The sequence below is a fragment of the Actinosynnema sp. NPDC037264 genome (assembly GCF_055603705.1).
Window position 1 is genome coordinate 75,936 of record NZ_JBVJVK010000028.1, and the last position, 16,298, is coordinate 92,233.

The window sequence follows — 16,298 nt, forward strand, 5'->3', positions numbered from 1 at the left end:
TCTCGCATGCGCTGCAAACTTTTGCATGTGCGGAGCGGGTGGTGATCGCGCTAGCTTCGGGCCTTGTTCAAGTTTGAATACTTGGTCTGGGGAGGACTTGTGGCGATCCTGGTCACCGGCGCGACCGGAACGATCGGCGGCGCGGTCGTGCGGCAGTTGGCGGAGGCGGGCGTGCCGGTGCGGGCGTTGACGCGGAACCCGGCTCGGGCCGCGCTGCCCGCGGGCGTGGAGGTGGTGGGAGGTGATCTGACGCGGCCGGGCGAGCTGCCGTTGGCGGGCGTGACGGCGGTGTTCCTGCTGGCGGCGATCGAGTCGGAGGACGCGGCGGGGCACGCGCGGGCGTTCCTGGAACGCGCGCCGGACCTGCGGCGGGTGGTGTTCCTGTCGAGCAGCGCGGTGACCGTGCGGCGGCCGGGGAGCTACGAGCTGCACCACGACGTGGAGCGGGTGATCGAGGCGTCCGGCGTGGAGTGGACGCACGTGCGGCCGGGCGAGTTCATGGCGAACAAGCTGATCTGGGCGCGGACGATCCGGGAGGAGGACGTGGTGCGGGCGCCGTTCCCGGAGTCGGTCGGGGCGCCGGTGCACGAGGACGACGTGGCCGAGGTGGCGGTGCACGCGTTGCTGCGCGACGGGCACGCGGGCAAGGCGTACACGTTGAGCGGGCCGGAGGCCCTGACGCACGTGGAGCAGGCCGCGGCGATCGGTCGCGGCCTGGGCCGTCCGATCCGCTTCGAGCGGCTGACCTACGGCCAGGCCCGCGCCGCCCTGATCCGCGACGAGGGCCTGCCCTACGACGTCGCCGAGTACCTGCTCGGCTACATGGCCCAGCACAACGAGGAACCGGCCACCGTGACCCCCGACTTCACCACCGTCACGGGCCGCCGGGGCCGCACCCTCGCCACCTGGGCCGCCCACCACGCCACCGACCTGACCTGACCGCGAGTCGAACGCTCAGGTCCCGCGTTCAGGACGCACGGGACCTGAGCGCTCGACGCGCGGGTCAGTGGACGGCGCCGTACTGGCGGTCGCCGGCGTCGCCCAGGCCGGGGACGATGAAGCCCGAGTCGTTCAGGCGTTCGTCGATGCTGGCGGTGACCAGGCGGATCGGGTGGGCGGCGTCTTCGAGGTGCTTGATGCCCTCGGGGGCGGCCAGGGCGCAGATCGCGGTCACGTCGGTGGCACCGCGGTCGGTCAGCAGGCGGATCGTGTACGCCATGGAGCCGCCCGTGGCGAGCATCGGGTCCAGCACGAAGACCGGACGGCCGGCCAGCGAGTCCGGCAGCGACTCCATGTACGGCGTCGGCTGGAGGGTCTCCTCGTCACGCGCCAGGCCCACGAAGCCCATCTGCGCGTCCGGGATCAGCTTGTGCGCCTGGTCCGCCATGCCCAGACCGGCCCGCAGCACGGGCACCAGCAGCGGCGGGTTCGCCAGGCGGTAGCCGGTGGTCCGGGCGACGGGCGTGTGCACCCGCTCCTCGGCCACGGGCAGGTCGCGCGTGGCCTCGTACACGAGCATCACGGTCAGCTCGTGCAGCGCGGCGCGGAACGCCGCGTTGTCCGTGCGGGCGTCGCGCATGGTGGTCAGCCGCGCCCTGGCAAGTGGGTGATCGACAACGAGGACGTCCATGGTCGAACAGTATGTGGTACCTCTAACCGATGCCCGACGGCTCGTTACCCAGCTCCGTCGTCCGCTTCACCGGCGCGGCCGGTCGGACCGTCGGGGCGGGGGTCGTGCTCGGCCGTCACGTCGTCACGTGCGCCCACGTGGTCAACCTCGCCCTGGGCCTCGACCCGCGCTCGGCGACCCGGCCGACGGAGGCGGTCGAGGTCGACTTCCCCGCGTTGAACGGCGAACCGGTGACGGCACGCGTGCGCACGTGGGCGCCGCCACCACCGCGCGAAGGCCGCCTGGGCGACGACATCGCCACGCTCGACCTCGACCTCCCCGCCGGCGTCACGCCCGCCCGCCTGGCCGCCGCACCCCCGCCCCCCGGCACCGCGGTCGACGTGTTCGGCTACCCGGCGAACCGGCCGGACGGCTCCTGGACGCGTGCCGTGGTCCGCGGCCAGGTCGGCGGACGGCTGGTGCAGCTGGACAGCGAGTCCGCCCTGGCCGTGCAACGCGGGTACAGCGGCAGCCCGGTGTGGGACAACCGCACCGGCCGCGTGGTCGGCATCATCGCGACGGCCGCCTCCCAGGACAGCTACGCCGTCGCCGCCGACCGGCTGCGCGAGGAGCTGCCCGGCGGGCCGGACGAGCTGAGCGTGCTGCACCTGGCCGGCACGCGGTTCGGCTCCGGGCACGACGTCTGGCCGCCGGGCGACTTCGCCGAGCTGCGCCCCGACCTGGTGGTGTTCACCGGCGACCTGACCGAGCACGGCAGGCCGGACGAGTTCGAGCGCGGCTTCCGGTTCCTGGCCGAACTGGCCGACGCGGTGAAGCTGCCCCGCGAACGGGTGGTCGTCGTGCCCGGGGCGCGGGACGTGAACCTGTTGGCGTGCGAGGCGTACTTCCGGCAGGAGGAGGCGTGGGGCCGGACCCCGAAGCCGCCCTACTGGCCGAAGTGGGGACCGTTCGCCGCCGCGTTCGAGGAGTTCCACGGCGCGCGGTTCAGCTTCACGCCCGACGAGCCGTGGACCCTGTTCGACTACCCCGAGCTGGAGCTCGTGGTCGCCGGCCTCAACTCGACCATCCCGGTCACCCACGAGGACGACGGCCTCGGCCTGGGCCAACGGCAGGTCGAGCGGTTCGGCGAGCTCCTGCGGGATCACCGCAACGCGACCGCCAGGCGGCTGAGCGCGGTCCAGGGACCGGCGCAGGTCCCGGTGGACGTCGACCTCCCGCTCACGAGCCTCCGCGACGAGCCCGCCACCTGGTCGCTCGTCGCGGCGCCCGTCCGCGGCGCTGAGTGGACCGCGGCACCTGTGCGGTCGGCCAGGGGCGTGGACACCTTCTTCGACCGCGTGCTGGAAGCGACCCGCGTGGCACACCCCGCGGCGACCGTGACGCCGCGTGCCGAGGAGAACTACATCCGGGTGTCGAAGCCCCGTCCCGGCGGCGGTTTCGAGCAGTGGCCGGTCGGCGTGGTCGCCGAGCTGACCGCCGCCGTGGTGGACGCGTTCGTCGAGCAAGTGCACGCCTCCTTCGCCGCGGCCGACCCGGCGGTGCCGTCCGAGCTGGTCTACAGCGGAGCGCCCGCCGAGGCCGGGCTGGTGGTCACGGCACGACGGCGCGGCGTGCGGCTGCGCAGCTTCGTGGAGTACCAGGGACTGCTGGACCTGCGGCCGTTGGCGCAGCGGCAGACCCGGCGGCTGGCCGGTGACCGCGTCTACCCCGCCGACCTGTACGTGCCGCAGCGGTTCGTGCTGGCCGGGTCCGAGGAAGGCGGCGACGACCTGCTGCGACGGGTCCTCGGCTGGCTCGGCGAGGACGTGGCCCGGTTCGTGGTGGTGCTCGGCGACTTCGGGCGCGGCAAGTCGTTCCTGCTGCGGCAGCTGACCCGCGCCCTGCCCGCCGAGCACCCCGGCCTGCTGCCCGTGCTGGTGGAGCTGCGCAGCCTGGAGAAGGGTCCGACGCTGGACGAGCTGCTGGCGCAGCACCTCGTGCGCGAGGGCGTGGACGCGGTCGAGGTGGCCAAGCTGCGGTACATGATCAGCAGCGGTCGGCTGGCGCTGCTGTTCGACGGGTTCGACGAGCTCGAGCTGCGCGTCGGGTACGACAACGCGGCCGACTACCTGTCCACGCTGCTGCAGGCCGTGACCGACCGGGCGAAGGTCGTGCTGACGAGCCGCAGCCAGCACTTCCAGTCCACCGACCAGGTGCTGAACGCGTTGGGCCGGCGGGTGTCGGCGTTGACCGCGAGCCGGGTCGCGGTGCTGGAGGACTTCACCGACGACCAGATCCGCGACTTCCTGACCAGGCACTACGACGGTGACGCGGCCCGTGCGGCGGCGCGGTTCGAGCTGTTGGGCGCGATCAACGACCTGCTGGGCCTGTCCCGGAACCCGAGGATGCTGTCGTTCATCGCCGACCTGGACGACGAGCGGCTGCACCAGGTGCGCCGGCAGCACGGCCGGATCAGCGCGGCCGAGCTGTACCGGGAGCTGGTGGACTTCTGGCTGGTGCAGGAGGTGGACCGGCAGCGGCACCGGCACGGGACGCCGTCGTTCGACGGGGCGGAGCGGCTGTCGGCGTGCACGGCGCTGGCGTTGCGGCTGTGGCAGACCACGGCGACGACCATCGACACGGCGGACCTGGAAGACACCGTGGTGCGCACGTTGACCCGGCTGACCGAGCGCGAGTACTCGATCGACCAGGCCGCGCACGCCGTCGGTTCTGGGTCGCTGCTGGTGCGGACGGAGGCGGGCGGGTTCGCGTTCGTCCACCAGTCGGTGATGGAGTGGCTGGTCGCGAAGGTGGCGGCGGACGAGCTGCCCGGCACGGAGATCGTCAACCGGAAGATGTCCCGGCTCATGGTCGACTTCCTGTGCGACCTGGCCGGTCACGAGGCCGCGTTGAGCTGGGCGCGGGACGTGCTGGCGGAGGTCGACGCGCCGGAGGCGGCCAAGCACAACGCGACCGAGGTGGCCAGGCGGCTGGAGGCGCGGGTCCACCTGTCGTTGGCGAACGCGGACCTGCGCGCGTTCGACTTCGGCGACCTGGACCTGCGTGGCGCCGACCTGAGCGGGGCCGACCTGAGCGGACAGCGGCTCTACGCCAAGGCCTTCGCCGGGACGAACCTCTCCGGCGCGAACCTGACCGGCGTGCGGCTGATCGGCGGTGACCTGACCGGCGCCGTGCTGACGGGCAGCCGGTGGCGCCGGGCGGCCCTGCTGGGCGTGGCCGGACCGGCGCCGGAGGAGGCGGCGGTGAGCGGGCGCGATCCGGCGACGCCGACCCTCGCGCCGCTCGGGGCGGACGTGGCGGCGGTGGCGTTCTCACCGGACGGCGAGCTGGCCGCCGTGGCGCACCGGCACGTGGTGGAGCTGCGGCACCTGGGCGCCAACCGGCCGGTGCGGGTCTGGCGCCGACGCGCGCACCCGGTCGTCGACGTCGCCTACGCCCAGGACGGCCGCCTGATCGCCACGCTCGAAGCGGACGGCGGGGCGTACATGTGGGACGCGGAGACCGGCGAACCGGTCGTCCGACTGCGGCAGGACCAGGTCGGGCACGGTTACTTCGTGGCCGGAGGTGATCGCTTCGTCACCAGGGGCCGCCACGGCGCGATCCGGTTGTGGGACGCGAGGTCCGGGGAGGTCGTGCGCGAACTGCCGCGGTTGCACCACGACCTCGTCGCGTCGGCCGACGGGAGCGTGATCGTCACGAGGTCGGACCACGAGGTGGAGGTGCGGCGCACGGACGACCTGGAGGTGGTCATGGCGTTCGCACCGGGGGCCGGCGTCAGGTTGGCCGTCTCGCCCGGCGGCACGACGGTCGCCCACGGCGCGCTGCAGGAGGTGACGATCGTGGACGCGCGTTCCGGCGGCAGGCTGGCCATCATCCCCAGTTACCTGAGCCGCGTCGACGGGATGGTGTTCCTGGACGAGCGTCGGCTCGTTCTCACGCAGGGCTCCCAGTACTCCGTCCTCACCACCGACGGAGCCCACGTGACGACCTCGTCGCTGCCGGGTCGGATAACGCGCGTCACGCCGATCGGCGATGGCACGCGCTTCGCGTTGACCACCGACGACGGCTTGGCCTCCGCCCACACCGCGGACGACAAGCAGTCGCAGTGGTTGTGCGACGACCAGAACCCGGTCGGTTCCCCGTCGTACTCGCCGGACGGCCGGTCGCTGCTCACCACGTCCGTGGACGGGAGAGTCCGCGTGTGGGACCTGCGGACGGGCGCGGTTCGGAGCGATTTCCGGGGCGAGCCCGGGCTCAGGCGGGTCGCGGCGTTCTCGCCGACGGGCACGACGATGGCGGTCGCGATCCCGTCGGGCATCCAGATCACCGGTGCCGGCGAGGGCGTGATCCGCGTCGACGGGGTGGTCACCTCGCTGGCCCTGTCCAACGGTGGCCGCCGGCTGGTCGCCTCGTCCGCGGCCAACGTCGTGACGTGCTGGAACCTGCCCGACCAGGTTCGCGTCACCCGGATCGAGCACAAGGGCGCGCCGATCAACGCCGTGGCGGTGCACCCGGCCGGTGGCCACTTCGCCACCGCGCACCAGGACGGCCTCGCGTACCTCTGGGATCTGCACAGGTTGGGCAGGGTGGAGCTGGCGGGGCACACCGACGGCGTGTTGGGCGCGGCGTTCTCGCCCGACGGCCACCGGGTCGCCACCGCGTCCGTCGACGGCACCGCGCGCGTCTGGGGTCTCGGCGGGAAGCAGGTGGCCGAGCTGGGGCACGACGGCGGGGTTTGGGACGTGGCGTTCTCCCGCGACAGCCAACGGGTCGCCACGGCGTCCACGGACGGGACGGCACGGGTCTGGCGCGCGACCGGTGAGCACCTGGTGACGTTGACCGGCCACACCGGCGACGTGCGCGGCGTGGCGTTCTCGCCGGACGGGCAGCGGGTCGCCACCACGGCCGACGACGGCACGGCGCGGATCTGGGACGCCGCGACCGGTGCGGAGCGGGCGGTGCTGGTGCACGGTGTCGGCGGGTCGGCGGTCGTGCTGCCCGACGGGTCCTACCAGGCCTTCGGCGACGTCGGCGACCGGTTGTGGTGGGCGGTGAAGCAGGTGCGGTTCGAGGTCGGTGAGCTGGACGCGTACTACCCGGGGATCAACCGGCTCGGGGTTGACGAGCCGCTGCCGGGGGTAACGTCCTGACATGGCCGACCACGTGCGGATCGGGGTTCTGGGTGCGGCGCGGATCGTGCCGGCGGCGTTGGTGAGACCGGGGCGGTCGGTGGCGTCGGTCGAGGTGTCGGCGGTGGCGGCGCGCGACGTCGGGCGGGCGCAGCACTTCGCCGACCGGCACGGGATTCCTCGCGTCCACGGGAGCTACGAGGAGTTGTTGGACGACCCGAACGTGGACGCCGTCTACGTCCCGCTGCCCAACGGGTTGCACGGGAAGTGGACGACGGCGGCGTTGGCGGCCGGGAAGCACGTGCTGTGCGAGAAGCCGTTCGCGGCCAACGCGGACGAGGCGGCGGCCGTCGCGGAGGCGGCGAGGGCGAGCGGGCTCGTGGTGATGGAGGCGTTCCACTACCGGTACCACCCGTTGGCGCTGCGGTTGCCGGACGTGGTCGCGGAGTTGGGCGAACTGCGGCACGTGGAGGCGCGGATGTGCTTCCCGCTGCCGAGGTTCGGCGACATCCGGTACTCGCTGGAGCTGGCCGGTGGGGCGTTGATGGACGCCGGGTGCTACCCGGTGAACCTGGTGCGGCACCTGGGCGGCGCCGAGCCGGAGGTGAAGTCGGCGCGGGCCCTGCTGAAGGGTGACGGCGTCGACCGGGCGATGCGGGCGGAGTTGAAGTTCCCGGCCGGGCACACCGGGACCGTGGTGACGTCGATGTGGTCGCGGTCGTTGCTGAGGCTGTCGGCGAAGGTCTTGGGCGCCAACGGCGAGCTGCGCGTGTTCAACCCGTTCGCGCCGCAGTTCGGCCACCGGCTCGTCGTCAAGCTGAACGGGCACCGACGAGTCGAGCGCTTCGACCGGCGGCCGTCCTACGAGTACCAGTTGGAGGCGTTCGCGGACGCTGTGCTGCACGGCAAGCCGTTCCCCACGACGGCGGACGACGCGGTGGCCACGCTGCGCGTCGTGGACGAGATCTACCGCGCCGCCGGGCTGCCGGTGCGTCAGCCGAGCTGATCCAGTCGCCGGTGCGCGTCGCTCAGGTCGACGAGCGTGCGGAAGTGCTCGACCAGCCCTTCGAAATCCGGTTCGGCACCCTCGGGCGCCGGCGGTAGGTCGGTGTCCTCGGGGTCGAGGGCCACGGTCATCTTCCAGGTGCCGGTCACGCCCGTGATCTCCCAGGTCTTCTCCACACCGGAACGGTCGCCCCTTGCCACGCGGTCCCGCAACGCTCCCCTTCGGGTGACACGACTTCCTTGCCCACGTGGCAAGGCGGAACAGTCGCGCCATGACACGCAAGGGGGCATCCGTCCGACAACGGCGGGTATCGACGGAACTGCGCGCGCTGCGCTTGGCCAGGGGCCTGAGCTGCGCCGACGTGGCAAGCGCGATCGGCTGCTCGGAGAGCAAGATCAGCCGGATGGAGACGGGGACGCGAGGGCTCCGCGCCGACGAGGTGGCCGCGATCCTCGGCTACCTGCGCGCGCCGGCCGCCTTGCGGCAAGAACTGGTCGACCTGGTCCGCGCCGGAGAACACCGGAACTGGCACGCCATCCACGGCAAGCTCCCCAGCAATTGGAAGGACCTCATCGGCTTCGAGGCGGAAGCGACGGCCCTCTACAACTACGAGCCGCTCCTCGTGCCAGGTCTCGCCCAGACCCCCGACTACGCCCGCGCCATCATCCGAGGCACCCACGACGGGTTGTCGGAAGCGGAGGTCAACACCCTCGTGGCCACGCGCATGGGCAGGCAGGTCGTGCTGGGGCGCGCGCAGGTGCACCTGCTGATCGACGAGGGCGCACTCCGCCGCCACCTCGGCGATCCCGCCATGATGCGAGCCCAGCTGAGCCATCTCACCGCGCTGACCGGGCGGGCGAACATCTTGATCCAGGTAGTGCCGTTCGAGGCGGCGGCGCACCCCGGCTTGGAAGGCCCGTTCGTTCGCCTGGAGTTCGCCGACCAGCCCGGACTCGTCTACGTGGAGAGCCGGAGCACCAGCACTTTCCTGGAGGAGGAGCGCTACCTGAACGACGCTACGCTTGCCTGGCAGAAGCTGCGTGACTTGGCGCTGTCCCCCGAGAAGTCGGTCGGGCTGATGGCCGAGCTCGCCGGCAAGTCGACGTGATGCGAGGAGCGCACCCGATGGACCTCACCAACGCGCACTGGCGCAAGAGCAGCCGCAGCAGTGGCCAGGCCAACTGCGTCGAGGTCGCCCGCGTCGCCGACCGCACCGCCGTCCGCGACTCCAAGAACCCCGACGGCCCGGTCCTGTTCTTCGGCAAGGTCGACTGGTCGGCGTTCGCGAGGTGAAGTGGGTCGTGGCGCTCGTCGCGGCCGTGGTGCTGGTCGGGTGCGAAGGGCAGGCGCAACCGGCGGCGAAGTCGGGAACCGGTGAGTTGAGGACCGACCTCCAGCCGCTCGTCACGCGCTTCCCGGTGCTCCAGGCGGCGGGCGGGGCGCGGTGGATGTCCGGCACGTTCGGGCGCGCCGACGTGCCCGGACCGTCCACCTACTGGATCGACGCGGTGGTCGCGCTCGACCCGGCCGCGGCCGAACGGCTGATGACCGCGTACGCGCCGACCGCCGAGGGCAGGACGCCCGACGTGGTCGACGGCATGCGCGCGGAACTGCCGGACGGGCCGTTCCTGACCGGGGACGCGCTGGACGCGGCGTTCGACCACGAGCGGTGGCACGCGTCGGCCTTCCTCGAACCGGAATCCGGCGAGCTGGTCCTCGTCGCGACGGGAAACTGACCAAACCGACGACCACCCTCCTAGACTCACCCGGGTGAGCGACGAGTTGGTGCCGGATCCCCGTCAGATGCGTGCCTCGGACGCCGACCGCGAGAAGGTCGCCCAAGTGCTCCAGCAGGCGCACGGCGAGGGCCGGCTGGACCTGCACGAGCTGGACGAACGCCTGGCGGCCCTGTACTCGGCCAAGACCTACGGCGACCTGGTGCCGCTGACCTCCGACCTCGGCGTGCCCGCGCCGTCCGTCATGCCCGTGCCGATGCCGCACAACGCCCCCGCGTCGCGCATCGGCGGCACGCCCGGCACCACGGTCTCGGTCGCGTTCTGGTCCGGCGTGGAACGCCGCGGCGAGTGGGTCGTGCCCCCGACGCACACGGCGGTGGCCGTCATGGGCGGAGTCGAGCTGGACCTGACCCGGGCCCGCTTCGCGCAGGGCGAGACGACGATCAACGCCTACGCGCTCATGGGCGCCGTGGAGATCATCGTGCCGGAGGACGTCACCGTCCACGTGACCGGCATCGGCTTCATGGGCGCGTTCGAGGACGCCACGCACAAGGGCGCGCCGACGATCCCCGGCGGACCGGTCGTGAAGATCACCGGGTTCGCGATGATGGGCGCGGTCGAGGTGCGGCGCCCGAAGAACCCGAAGAAGAAGAAACTCAAGGGCCGCAACCACGGCGAGCTGGAGGGCTAGTCGCGGGCAACGGGGGGCGTTACCCTTCGTCGTCCCCGCCCGCCGCCCCCTCCTGCGAAGCCGCGAATGTCCAGCCCTGTGTTCGTCGACCCGTCCGGCCGCCGCCGGTGGGTCCTGCGCATCGTCATCGGCGCCGCCGTGGCGTGCGTGCTCGCCTACCTGACGCTGCTCGCCGTGGCGCTGGCGGGCGGCCCGGTGAACCCGTCGTCGCTGCTCCCCGTGCCGGAGGAGGAGGCGCCGGCCGTCGTCGCCACGACCACGGCCGTGCCGACCACCACCGAGCCACCGGTGCGCGTCACGACCGGGACGACGGTCGCGGACGTGCCGAGGACGACGGCGGCCGAACCGACGACGACCACGACGACGAAGACGCAGGGTCGTCGCACCGAACCTCCGCCCGGCGCCTCGAACCGGCCGACGTCCGTCGGCAGGGGCTGATGCGCGCGCACCTGCCGTCACCACGCGCGCACTGGCTGTTGTTGGCGCTGACGCTGGTGGTGGTGCTCGGTTTCCTGCTGCTGGACCTCCTGGTGGTGCAGCGGGTGGGTCAGGGCGAGGCGCCGACGGCCGGTCCGGCGGATCGCGTGCCCGAGTCCGTGCGCACGGGCGGCCCGCTGATCGGCACCGACGGCAAGGGGCTGACGTCGCGCGCGGTGCCGGACGGCGCGGTGGTGCTGACGTTCGACGACGGGCCGGACCCACGCTGGACGCCGCAGGTGCTGGACGTGTTGCGGCGCAACGACGTCAAGGCGACGTTCTTCGTCACGGGCGTCGCCGCGGCCCGGTACCCGGACCTGGTCGAGCGGATGGCCGACGACGGTCACGAGGTGGGCCTGCACACGTTCACGCACGTCGACCTCGGCACGGTCGGCGAGGCGCGCACGGCGGTGGAGCTGGGTCAGACGCAGCTCGTGGTGGCCGCGGCGACGGGTCGGGCGAGCACGCTCGTGCGGCCGCCGTACTCCGCGAGCGCCGACGCGCTGGACGACGAGGACCTGGCCGCCGTCGAGCGGATGGTGGGTTCGGGGCACCTGGTGCTGCTGTCCACCCACGACACGGAGGACTGGCGCAACCCGGGCGTGGACGCGATCGTCGCCGCCGCCACGCCGACCGACGGGCGCGGCGCGGTGGTGCTGGCGCACGACGGCGGCGGTGACCGGTCGCAGACGGTGGCGGCGCTGGAGCAGGTCATCCCGAAGCTGCGGGCGGAGGGGCGCCAGTTCCGCACCGCGAGCGACGCGTTGGGCGTGCCGATCGCCCGGTCGGCGAGCTTCGTCGAGCAGGCGGAGGGGACGGCCGTGTCGCTGGCCGTGCGCGCCGCCGCGGCGACGACCTCGGTGATGACGTGGCTGGTCGTGGTGTCGAGCGTGCTGGCGTTGCTGCGGGCGCTGTTGTTGTTGGGCACGACCGGCGTCCACGCGCGCCGTGCGCGCAACATCGGGCGTCACGCACGGCGGCTGCCCCGGCAACCGGTGACGGTGCTGGTGCCCGCGTACAACGAGGAAGCGGGCATCGAGGCGACCCTGCGCTCGATCCTCGCCGCCACGACCGACGTGCGGGTCATCGTGGTGGACGACGGTTCCACGGACCGCACCAGCGAGGTCGTGCGCGCGTTGGACCTGCCCGGGGTGACGTTGATCCGGCAGGCGAACGCGGGCAAGGCGGCGGCGTTGAACACCGGTCTGCGGCACTGCCGGACCGAGCTGGTGGTGATGGTGGACGGCGACACGGTGCTGGAGCCGGACACCGTGGCCGAGCTGGTGCAGCCGTTCGCCGATCCGGGCGTCGGCGCGGTGTCGGGCAACGCGAAGGTCGGCAACCGGGGCGGGCTGCTCGGGCGGTGGCAGCACATCGAGTACGTGATCGGCTTCAACCTCGACCGGCGGATGTACGACGTGATGGAGTGCATGCCGACCGTGCCGGGCGCGGTCGGCGGGTTCCGGCTCAGCGCGTTGCGGCAGGTCGGCGGGGTGCCGGAGGACACGCTGGCCGAGGACACCGACCTGACGATGGCGTTGGAGCGCGCCGGGTGGGCCGTGACGTACCGCGAGACCGCCCGGGCGTGGACCGAGGCGCCCGCGACGCTGGGCCAGCTGTGGCGCCAGCGCTACCGGTGGTGCTACGGGACGTTGCAGGCGATGTGGAAGCACCGGGGCGCGGTGCGCGAGCGCGGGCTCGGCGGTCGGCTGGGCCGGCGCGGGCTGCCGTACCTGGCGCTGTACCAGGTCGTGCTGCCGGTGCTGGCGCCCGTGATCGACGTGTTCGCGGTGCTCAGCCTGTTCACCGACCCGGTGCGCGGCGCGGCGGCGTGGCTGGGGTTCCTGGTGCTGCAGCTCGTGCCCGCGGTGATCGCGTTCCGCCTGGACCGCGAGAGCCTGCGCCCGCTGTGGGCGGTGGCCCTGCAACCGGTCGTCTACCGGCAGCTGATGTACCTCGTGGTGATCCAGTCGTTGATCACCGCGCTGGCCGGCGCGCGGCTGCCGTGGCAGAAGCTCAAGCGCGCCGGCACGGCGGCCCAGCACGCGCCCGACCTGGCGCCGCCCGACCTGGCGCCCGCGGACGAGGTGACCAAGCCGCTGGACCGGCGCGGGTGGGCCGTCGAGGACGAGGTCACGAAGCCGCTTCACGTCGGCTGAGCAGGCGTGGCGGTCCCTGGTCCGGGAGCGGCCTCGAGGGCGGACCGAGCCGGTGAGCCCGAAGTCGGCCCGACGGCCGTCCGCAACCCGCGCCAGGCACCCGCCGCACGTCCCGCACAACCCCTCTGACCTGCCCGAAGCCGCTCACTTAGGACGCCCGTCCCATTCCGCCTAGACTCGGCGACATGGCTGCTCCATCGACATCGCCGTCGCTGCCCCCGGCGCTCGCGGACGCCGTCCGCGACGACGCGTCGCTGCGCCGGTTCCTGCACGGACTGCCCGGTGTGGACCAGGTCGGCGTCGAACAGCGCGCGGCCGGTCTGGGCACCCGCAGCATCAAGAAGGCCGCCAAGATGTGGGCCATCGACACCGCCATCGGCATGGTCGACCTGACCACGCTCGAAGGCGCGGACACCCCCGGCAAGGTGCGGTCGCTCGCGGCGAAGGCCCGGCGGCCCGACCCGGACAACCCGGACGTGCCGAAGGTCGCCGCCGTCTGCGTGTACCCGGACATGGTGGAGACGGCCGTCGAGGAGCTCCGGGGCACGGGGATCGACGTCGCCAGCGTCGCGACCGCGTTCCCGTCCGGCCGGTCGAGCCTGAAGGTGAAGCTGGAGGACACCGCCTACGCCGTCGACGCGGGCGCCACCGAGATCGACATGGTGATCGACCGGGGCGCGTTCCTGTCCGGCCGGTACGGGCAGGTGTTCGACGAGATCGTGCAGGTCAAGCACGCCTGCGGGGACGCGCACCTCAAGGTGATCCTGGAGACCGGCGAACTCGCGACCTACGACAACGTGCGCCGGGCGTCGTGGCTCGGCCTGCTCGCGGGCGGCGACTTCATCAAGACGTCCACCGGCAAGGTGTCCCCCGCCGCGACGCTGCCCGTCACGCACGTGATGCTGCAAGCCGTCCGCGACTGGCACGCCCAGACGGGCGAGCTCAGGGGCGTGAAGCCGGCCGGCGGCATCCGCACGACCAAGGACGCGATCAAGTACCTGGTCGCGGTGCACGAGGTCGCGGGACCGGAGTGGCTGACCCCGACCCTGTTCCGCTTCGGTGCCTCCACGCTGCTCAACGACCTGCTGATGCAGCGGCGCACCCAGTTGGCCGGCCACTACAGCGGCCCCGATTACGTGACGGTGGACTGACATGTGGGAATACGCGCCCGCGCCCGAATCACGGGACATCGCGAACCTCAAGCCGAACTACCGGATGTTCGTCGACGGCCAGTTCGTCGAGGGCTCCGGTGAGCCGCTGAAGACCGTCAACCCCGGCACGGAGGAGGTGCTGGCCGAGGTCTCCACGGCCGGGCCCGCCGACGTCGACAAGGCCGTGAAGGCCGCGCGCCGCGCCTACGAGCGGGTCTGGGGCAGGATGCCCGGCTCCGAGCGCGCCAAGTACATCTTCCGCATCGCCCGCCTGATCCAGGAGCGGTCGCGGGAGCTGGCGGTGCTGGAGTCGTTGGACAACGGCAAGCCCATCAAGGAATCACGTGACGTGGACGTGCCGACGGCCGCCGCGCACTTCTTCTACCACGCGGGCTGGGCGGACAAGCTCGGCTACGCGGGCCTCGGCCCCGACCCGCGCCCGCTCGGCGTGGCGGGCCAGGTCATCCCGTGGAACTTCCCGCTGCTGATGGCGGCGTGGAAGATCGCGCCCGCGCTGGCGACCGGCAACACGGTGGTGATCAAGCCCGCCGAGACGACGCCGCTGAGCGCGCTGGTGCTGGCGGAGATCATCCAGCAGGCCGACCTGCCACCCGGCGTGGTGAACATCCTCGCCGGCGCGGGCGACGTCGGCGCGGCCCTCGTGTCGCACCCGGACGTGGACAAGGTCGCGTTCACCGGGTCGACCGAGGTCGGCAAGATCATCCAGCGGCAGCTGGCCGGCACCGGCCGCAAGCTCACCCTGGAGCTGGGCGGCAAGGCGGCGAACATCGTGTTCGACGACGCGCCGCTGGACCAGGCGGTCGAGGGCATCGTCAACGGCATCTTCTTCAACCAGGGTCACGTGTGCTGCGCGGGTTCGCGGCTGCTGGTGCAGGAGTCCGTGGCCGACGAGCTGCTGGAGAAGCTGCACGCCCGGGTGTCCACGCTGCGCGTCGGCGACCCGTTGGACAAGAACACCGACGTCGGCGCGATCAACTCGCGCGAGCAGCTGACGAAGATCCAGGAGCTGGTCGAGACGGGCGACGCCGAGGGCGCGCAGCGGTGGACGTCCGCGTGCCCGTTGCCGGACAAGGGTTTCTACTTCGCGCCGACGGTGTTCTCCAACGTGTCGCAGGCGATGCGGATCGCGCGCGAGGAGATCTTCGGCCCGGTGCTGTCGGTGCTGACGTTCCGCACGCCGGACGAGGCCGTGGCCAAGGCGAACAACACGCCGTACGGGCTGTCGGCCGGCATCTGGACCGAGAAGGGGTCGCGCATCCTGTGGGCGGCGCAGAAGATGCGCGCCGGCGTGGTGTGGGCCAACACGTTCAACCGCTTCGACCCGACCGCCCCGTTCGGCGGCTACCAGGAGTCGGGCTTCGGCCGCGAAGGCGGCCGCACCGGGCTGGAGGCCTACCTCGATGTCTGAGAACCGGATTTCCCTCGGCAAGGCCGAAAACCGGCTCGCCGTCGCGAAGACGTACAAGCTCTACATCGGCGGCGCGTTCCCCCGCTCGGAGTCCGGCCGGTCCTACCCGGTCGTCGACGCGAAGGGCGCGTTCCTGGCCAACGCGGCGCAGGGCTCTCGCAAGGACGCCCGGGACGCGGTCGCGGCGGCGCGCAAGGCGTTCCCCGGCTGGTCGGGCGCGACGGCGTACAACCGCGGGCAGGTGCTGTTCCGGGTGGCCGAGGTGCTGGAGGGCAGGCGGGAGCAGTTCGCCGCCGAGGTCGCCGCCGGCGAGGGCGTCGCGGTGAAGAAGGCGCAGTCGCTGGTGGACGCGGCCATCGACCGGTGGGTCTGGTACGCGGGGTGGACCGACAAGGTCGCCACGGTGCTCGGCGCGTCGAACCCGGTGGCCGGGCCGTACTTCTCGTTCTCCGTGCCGGAGCCGACGGGCGTGGTGGCGGTGCTCGCGCCGCAGCAGTCGTCGCTGCTGGGGTTGATCAGCGTGGTGGCGCCGGTGATCGCGACCGGCAACGCGGCGGTGGTCGTGACCTCGCAGGACCGGCCGCTGCCCGCGGTCACGTTGGCGGAGGTGCTGGCGACGTCCGACCTGCCCGGCGGTGTGGTGAACGTGCTGACCGGGCGGACGGCGGAGATCGCGCCCTGGCTGGCGTCGCACGCGGACGTGAACGCCCTGGACCTGACCGGCGCCCCGGAGTCGACGCGGGCGGACCTGGAGCGCGCGGCGGCGGGGACGGTGAAGCGCGTGCTGCGCGCGCGCCCGTCGGAGGACTTCACCCGCGAGCCGGACCTGGCCCGGCTGCGGGCGTTCCTGGAGCTGAAGACGGTCTGGCACCCGATCGGCGTCTGAGCCG

At 72.6% G+C, this 16,298-nt stretch carries 14 protein-coding genes; 12 read left to right on the forward strand and 2 right to left on the reverse strand.

The genetic code is table 11. The features are described from left to right. The first annotated feature begins 63 nt into the window (after positions 1-63). Positions 64-939 carry an NAD(P)H-binding protein gene (locus tag ACZ7GX_RS26885; RefSeq protein ID WP_498780527.1) on the forward strand — a complete coding sequence of 292 codons (876 nt, stop codon included), beginning with the start codon at positions 64-66 and terminating at the stop codon, positions 937-939. Between the two features lie 64 nt (positions 940-1,003). Here ACZ7GX_RS26885 and upp read toward each other — a convergent pair whose 3' ends face one another. Beyond that, a complete protein-coding gene (gene upp / locus ACZ7GX_RS26890) occupies positions 1,004-1,630 on the reverse strand; it encodes a uracil phosphoribosyltransferase (protein WP_498780528.1) in 627 nt (208 codons plus the stop codon). 29 nt (positions 1,631-1,659) lie between these two features. Between upp and ACZ7GX_RS26895 the strand changes: the two genes are divergently transcribed. Further along, positions 1,660-6,780: an NACHT domain-containing protein gene (locus ACZ7GX_RS26895; protein ID WP_498780530.1), complete on the forward strand. Its 5,121-nt coding sequence runs from the start codon at positions 1,660-1,662 to the stop codon at positions 6,778-6,780. Position 6,781: 1 nt separating this feature from the next. Continuing rightward, complete coding sequence (locus tag ACZ7GX_RS26900; protein ID WP_498780532.1) at positions 6,782-7,765, forward strand: Gfo/Idh/MocA family protein; 984 nt, start codon at positions 6,782-6,784, stop codon at positions 7,763-7,765. Here ACZ7GX_RS26900 and ACZ7GX_RS26905 read toward each other — a convergent pair. After that, positions 7,753-7,941 carry a hypothetical protein gene (locus ACZ7GX_RS26905; RefSeq protein ID WP_498780533.1) on the reverse strand — a complete coding sequence of 63 codons (189 nt, stop codon included), beginning with the start codon at positions 7,939-7,941 and terminating at the stop codon, positions 7,753-7,755. The genes ACZ7GX_RS26900 and ACZ7GX_RS26905 overlap by 13 nt on opposite strands. Positions 7,942-8,036: 95 nt before the next feature. On the opposite strand from ACZ7GX_RS26905, the gene ACZ7GX_RS26910 reads away from it, so the two are divergent. From ACZ7GX_RS26910 to ACZ7GX_RS26950, 9 genes are all read left to right on the forward strand, one after another. Next, a complete protein-coding gene (locus ACZ7GX_RS26910) occupies positions 8,037-8,873 on the forward strand; it encodes a helix-turn-helix domain-containing protein (RefSeq protein ID WP_498780535.1) in 837 nt (278 codons plus the stop codon). Between the two features lie 17 nt (positions 8,874-8,890). After that, positions 8,891-9,058: a DUF397 domain-containing protein gene (locus ACZ7GX_RS26915; protein WP_498780537.1), complete on the forward strand. Its 168-nt coding sequence runs from the start codon at positions 8,891-8,893 to the stop codon at positions 9,056-9,058. Between the two features lie 8 nt (positions 9,059-9,066). Further along, positions 9,067-9,501 carry a hypothetical protein gene (locus ACZ7GX_RS26920; RefSeq protein ID WP_498780539.1) on the forward strand — a complete coding sequence of 145 codons (435 nt, stop codon included), beginning with the start codon at positions 9,067-9,069 and terminating at the stop codon, positions 9,499-9,501. A 34-nt stretch (positions 9,502-9,535) separates the two neighbouring features. Then, on the forward strand, positions 9,536-10,192 hold the full coding sequence (locus ACZ7GX_RS26925; protein WP_498780540.1) for a DUF1707 SHOCT-like domain-containing protein: 657 nt from the start codon (positions 9,536-9,538) through the stop codon (positions 10,190-10,192). 66 nt (positions 10,193-10,258) lie between these two features. Continuing rightward, complete coding sequence (locus ACZ7GX_RS26930; RefSeq protein WP_498780541.1) at positions 10,259-10,630, forward strand: hypothetical protein; 372 nt, start codon at positions 10,259-10,261, stop codon at positions 10,628-10,630. Beyond that, positions 10,630-12,828 (forward strand): bifunctional polysaccharide deacetylase/glycosyltransferase family 2 protein, encoded by a 2,199-nt coding sequence (locus ACZ7GX_RS26935; protein WP_498780542.1) that lies wholly within the window; start codon positions 10,630-10,632, stop codon positions 12,826-12,828. The genes ACZ7GX_RS26930 and ACZ7GX_RS26935 overlap by 1 nt, the downstream gene beginning before the upstream one ends. A gap of 185 nt (positions 12,829-13,013) precedes the next feature. Next, positions 13,014-13,979 (forward strand): deoxyribose-phosphate aldolase, encoded by a 966-nt coding sequence (gene deoC / locus ACZ7GX_RS26940; RefSeq protein WP_498780543.1) that lies wholly within the window; start codon positions 13,014-13,016, stop codon positions 13,977-13,979. Position 13,980: 1 nt separating this feature from the next. Then, positions 13,981-15,408, forward strand: coding sequence for an aldehyde dehydrogenase family protein (locus ACZ7GX_RS26945; protein WP_498780544.1), 1,428 nt, complete (start codon positions 13,981-13,983; stop codon positions 15,406-15,408). Next, positions 15,401-16,294 carry an aldehyde dehydrogenase family protein gene (locus ACZ7GX_RS26950; RefSeq protein WP_498780545.1) on the forward strand — a complete coding sequence of 298 codons (894 nt, stop codon included), beginning with the start codon at positions 15,401-15,403 and terminating at the stop codon, positions 16,292-16,294. Before ACZ7GX_RS26945 ends, ACZ7GX_RS26950 begins: the two co-directional genes overlap by 8 nt. The last annotated feature ends 4 nt before the right edge of the window (positions 16,295-16,298 follow it).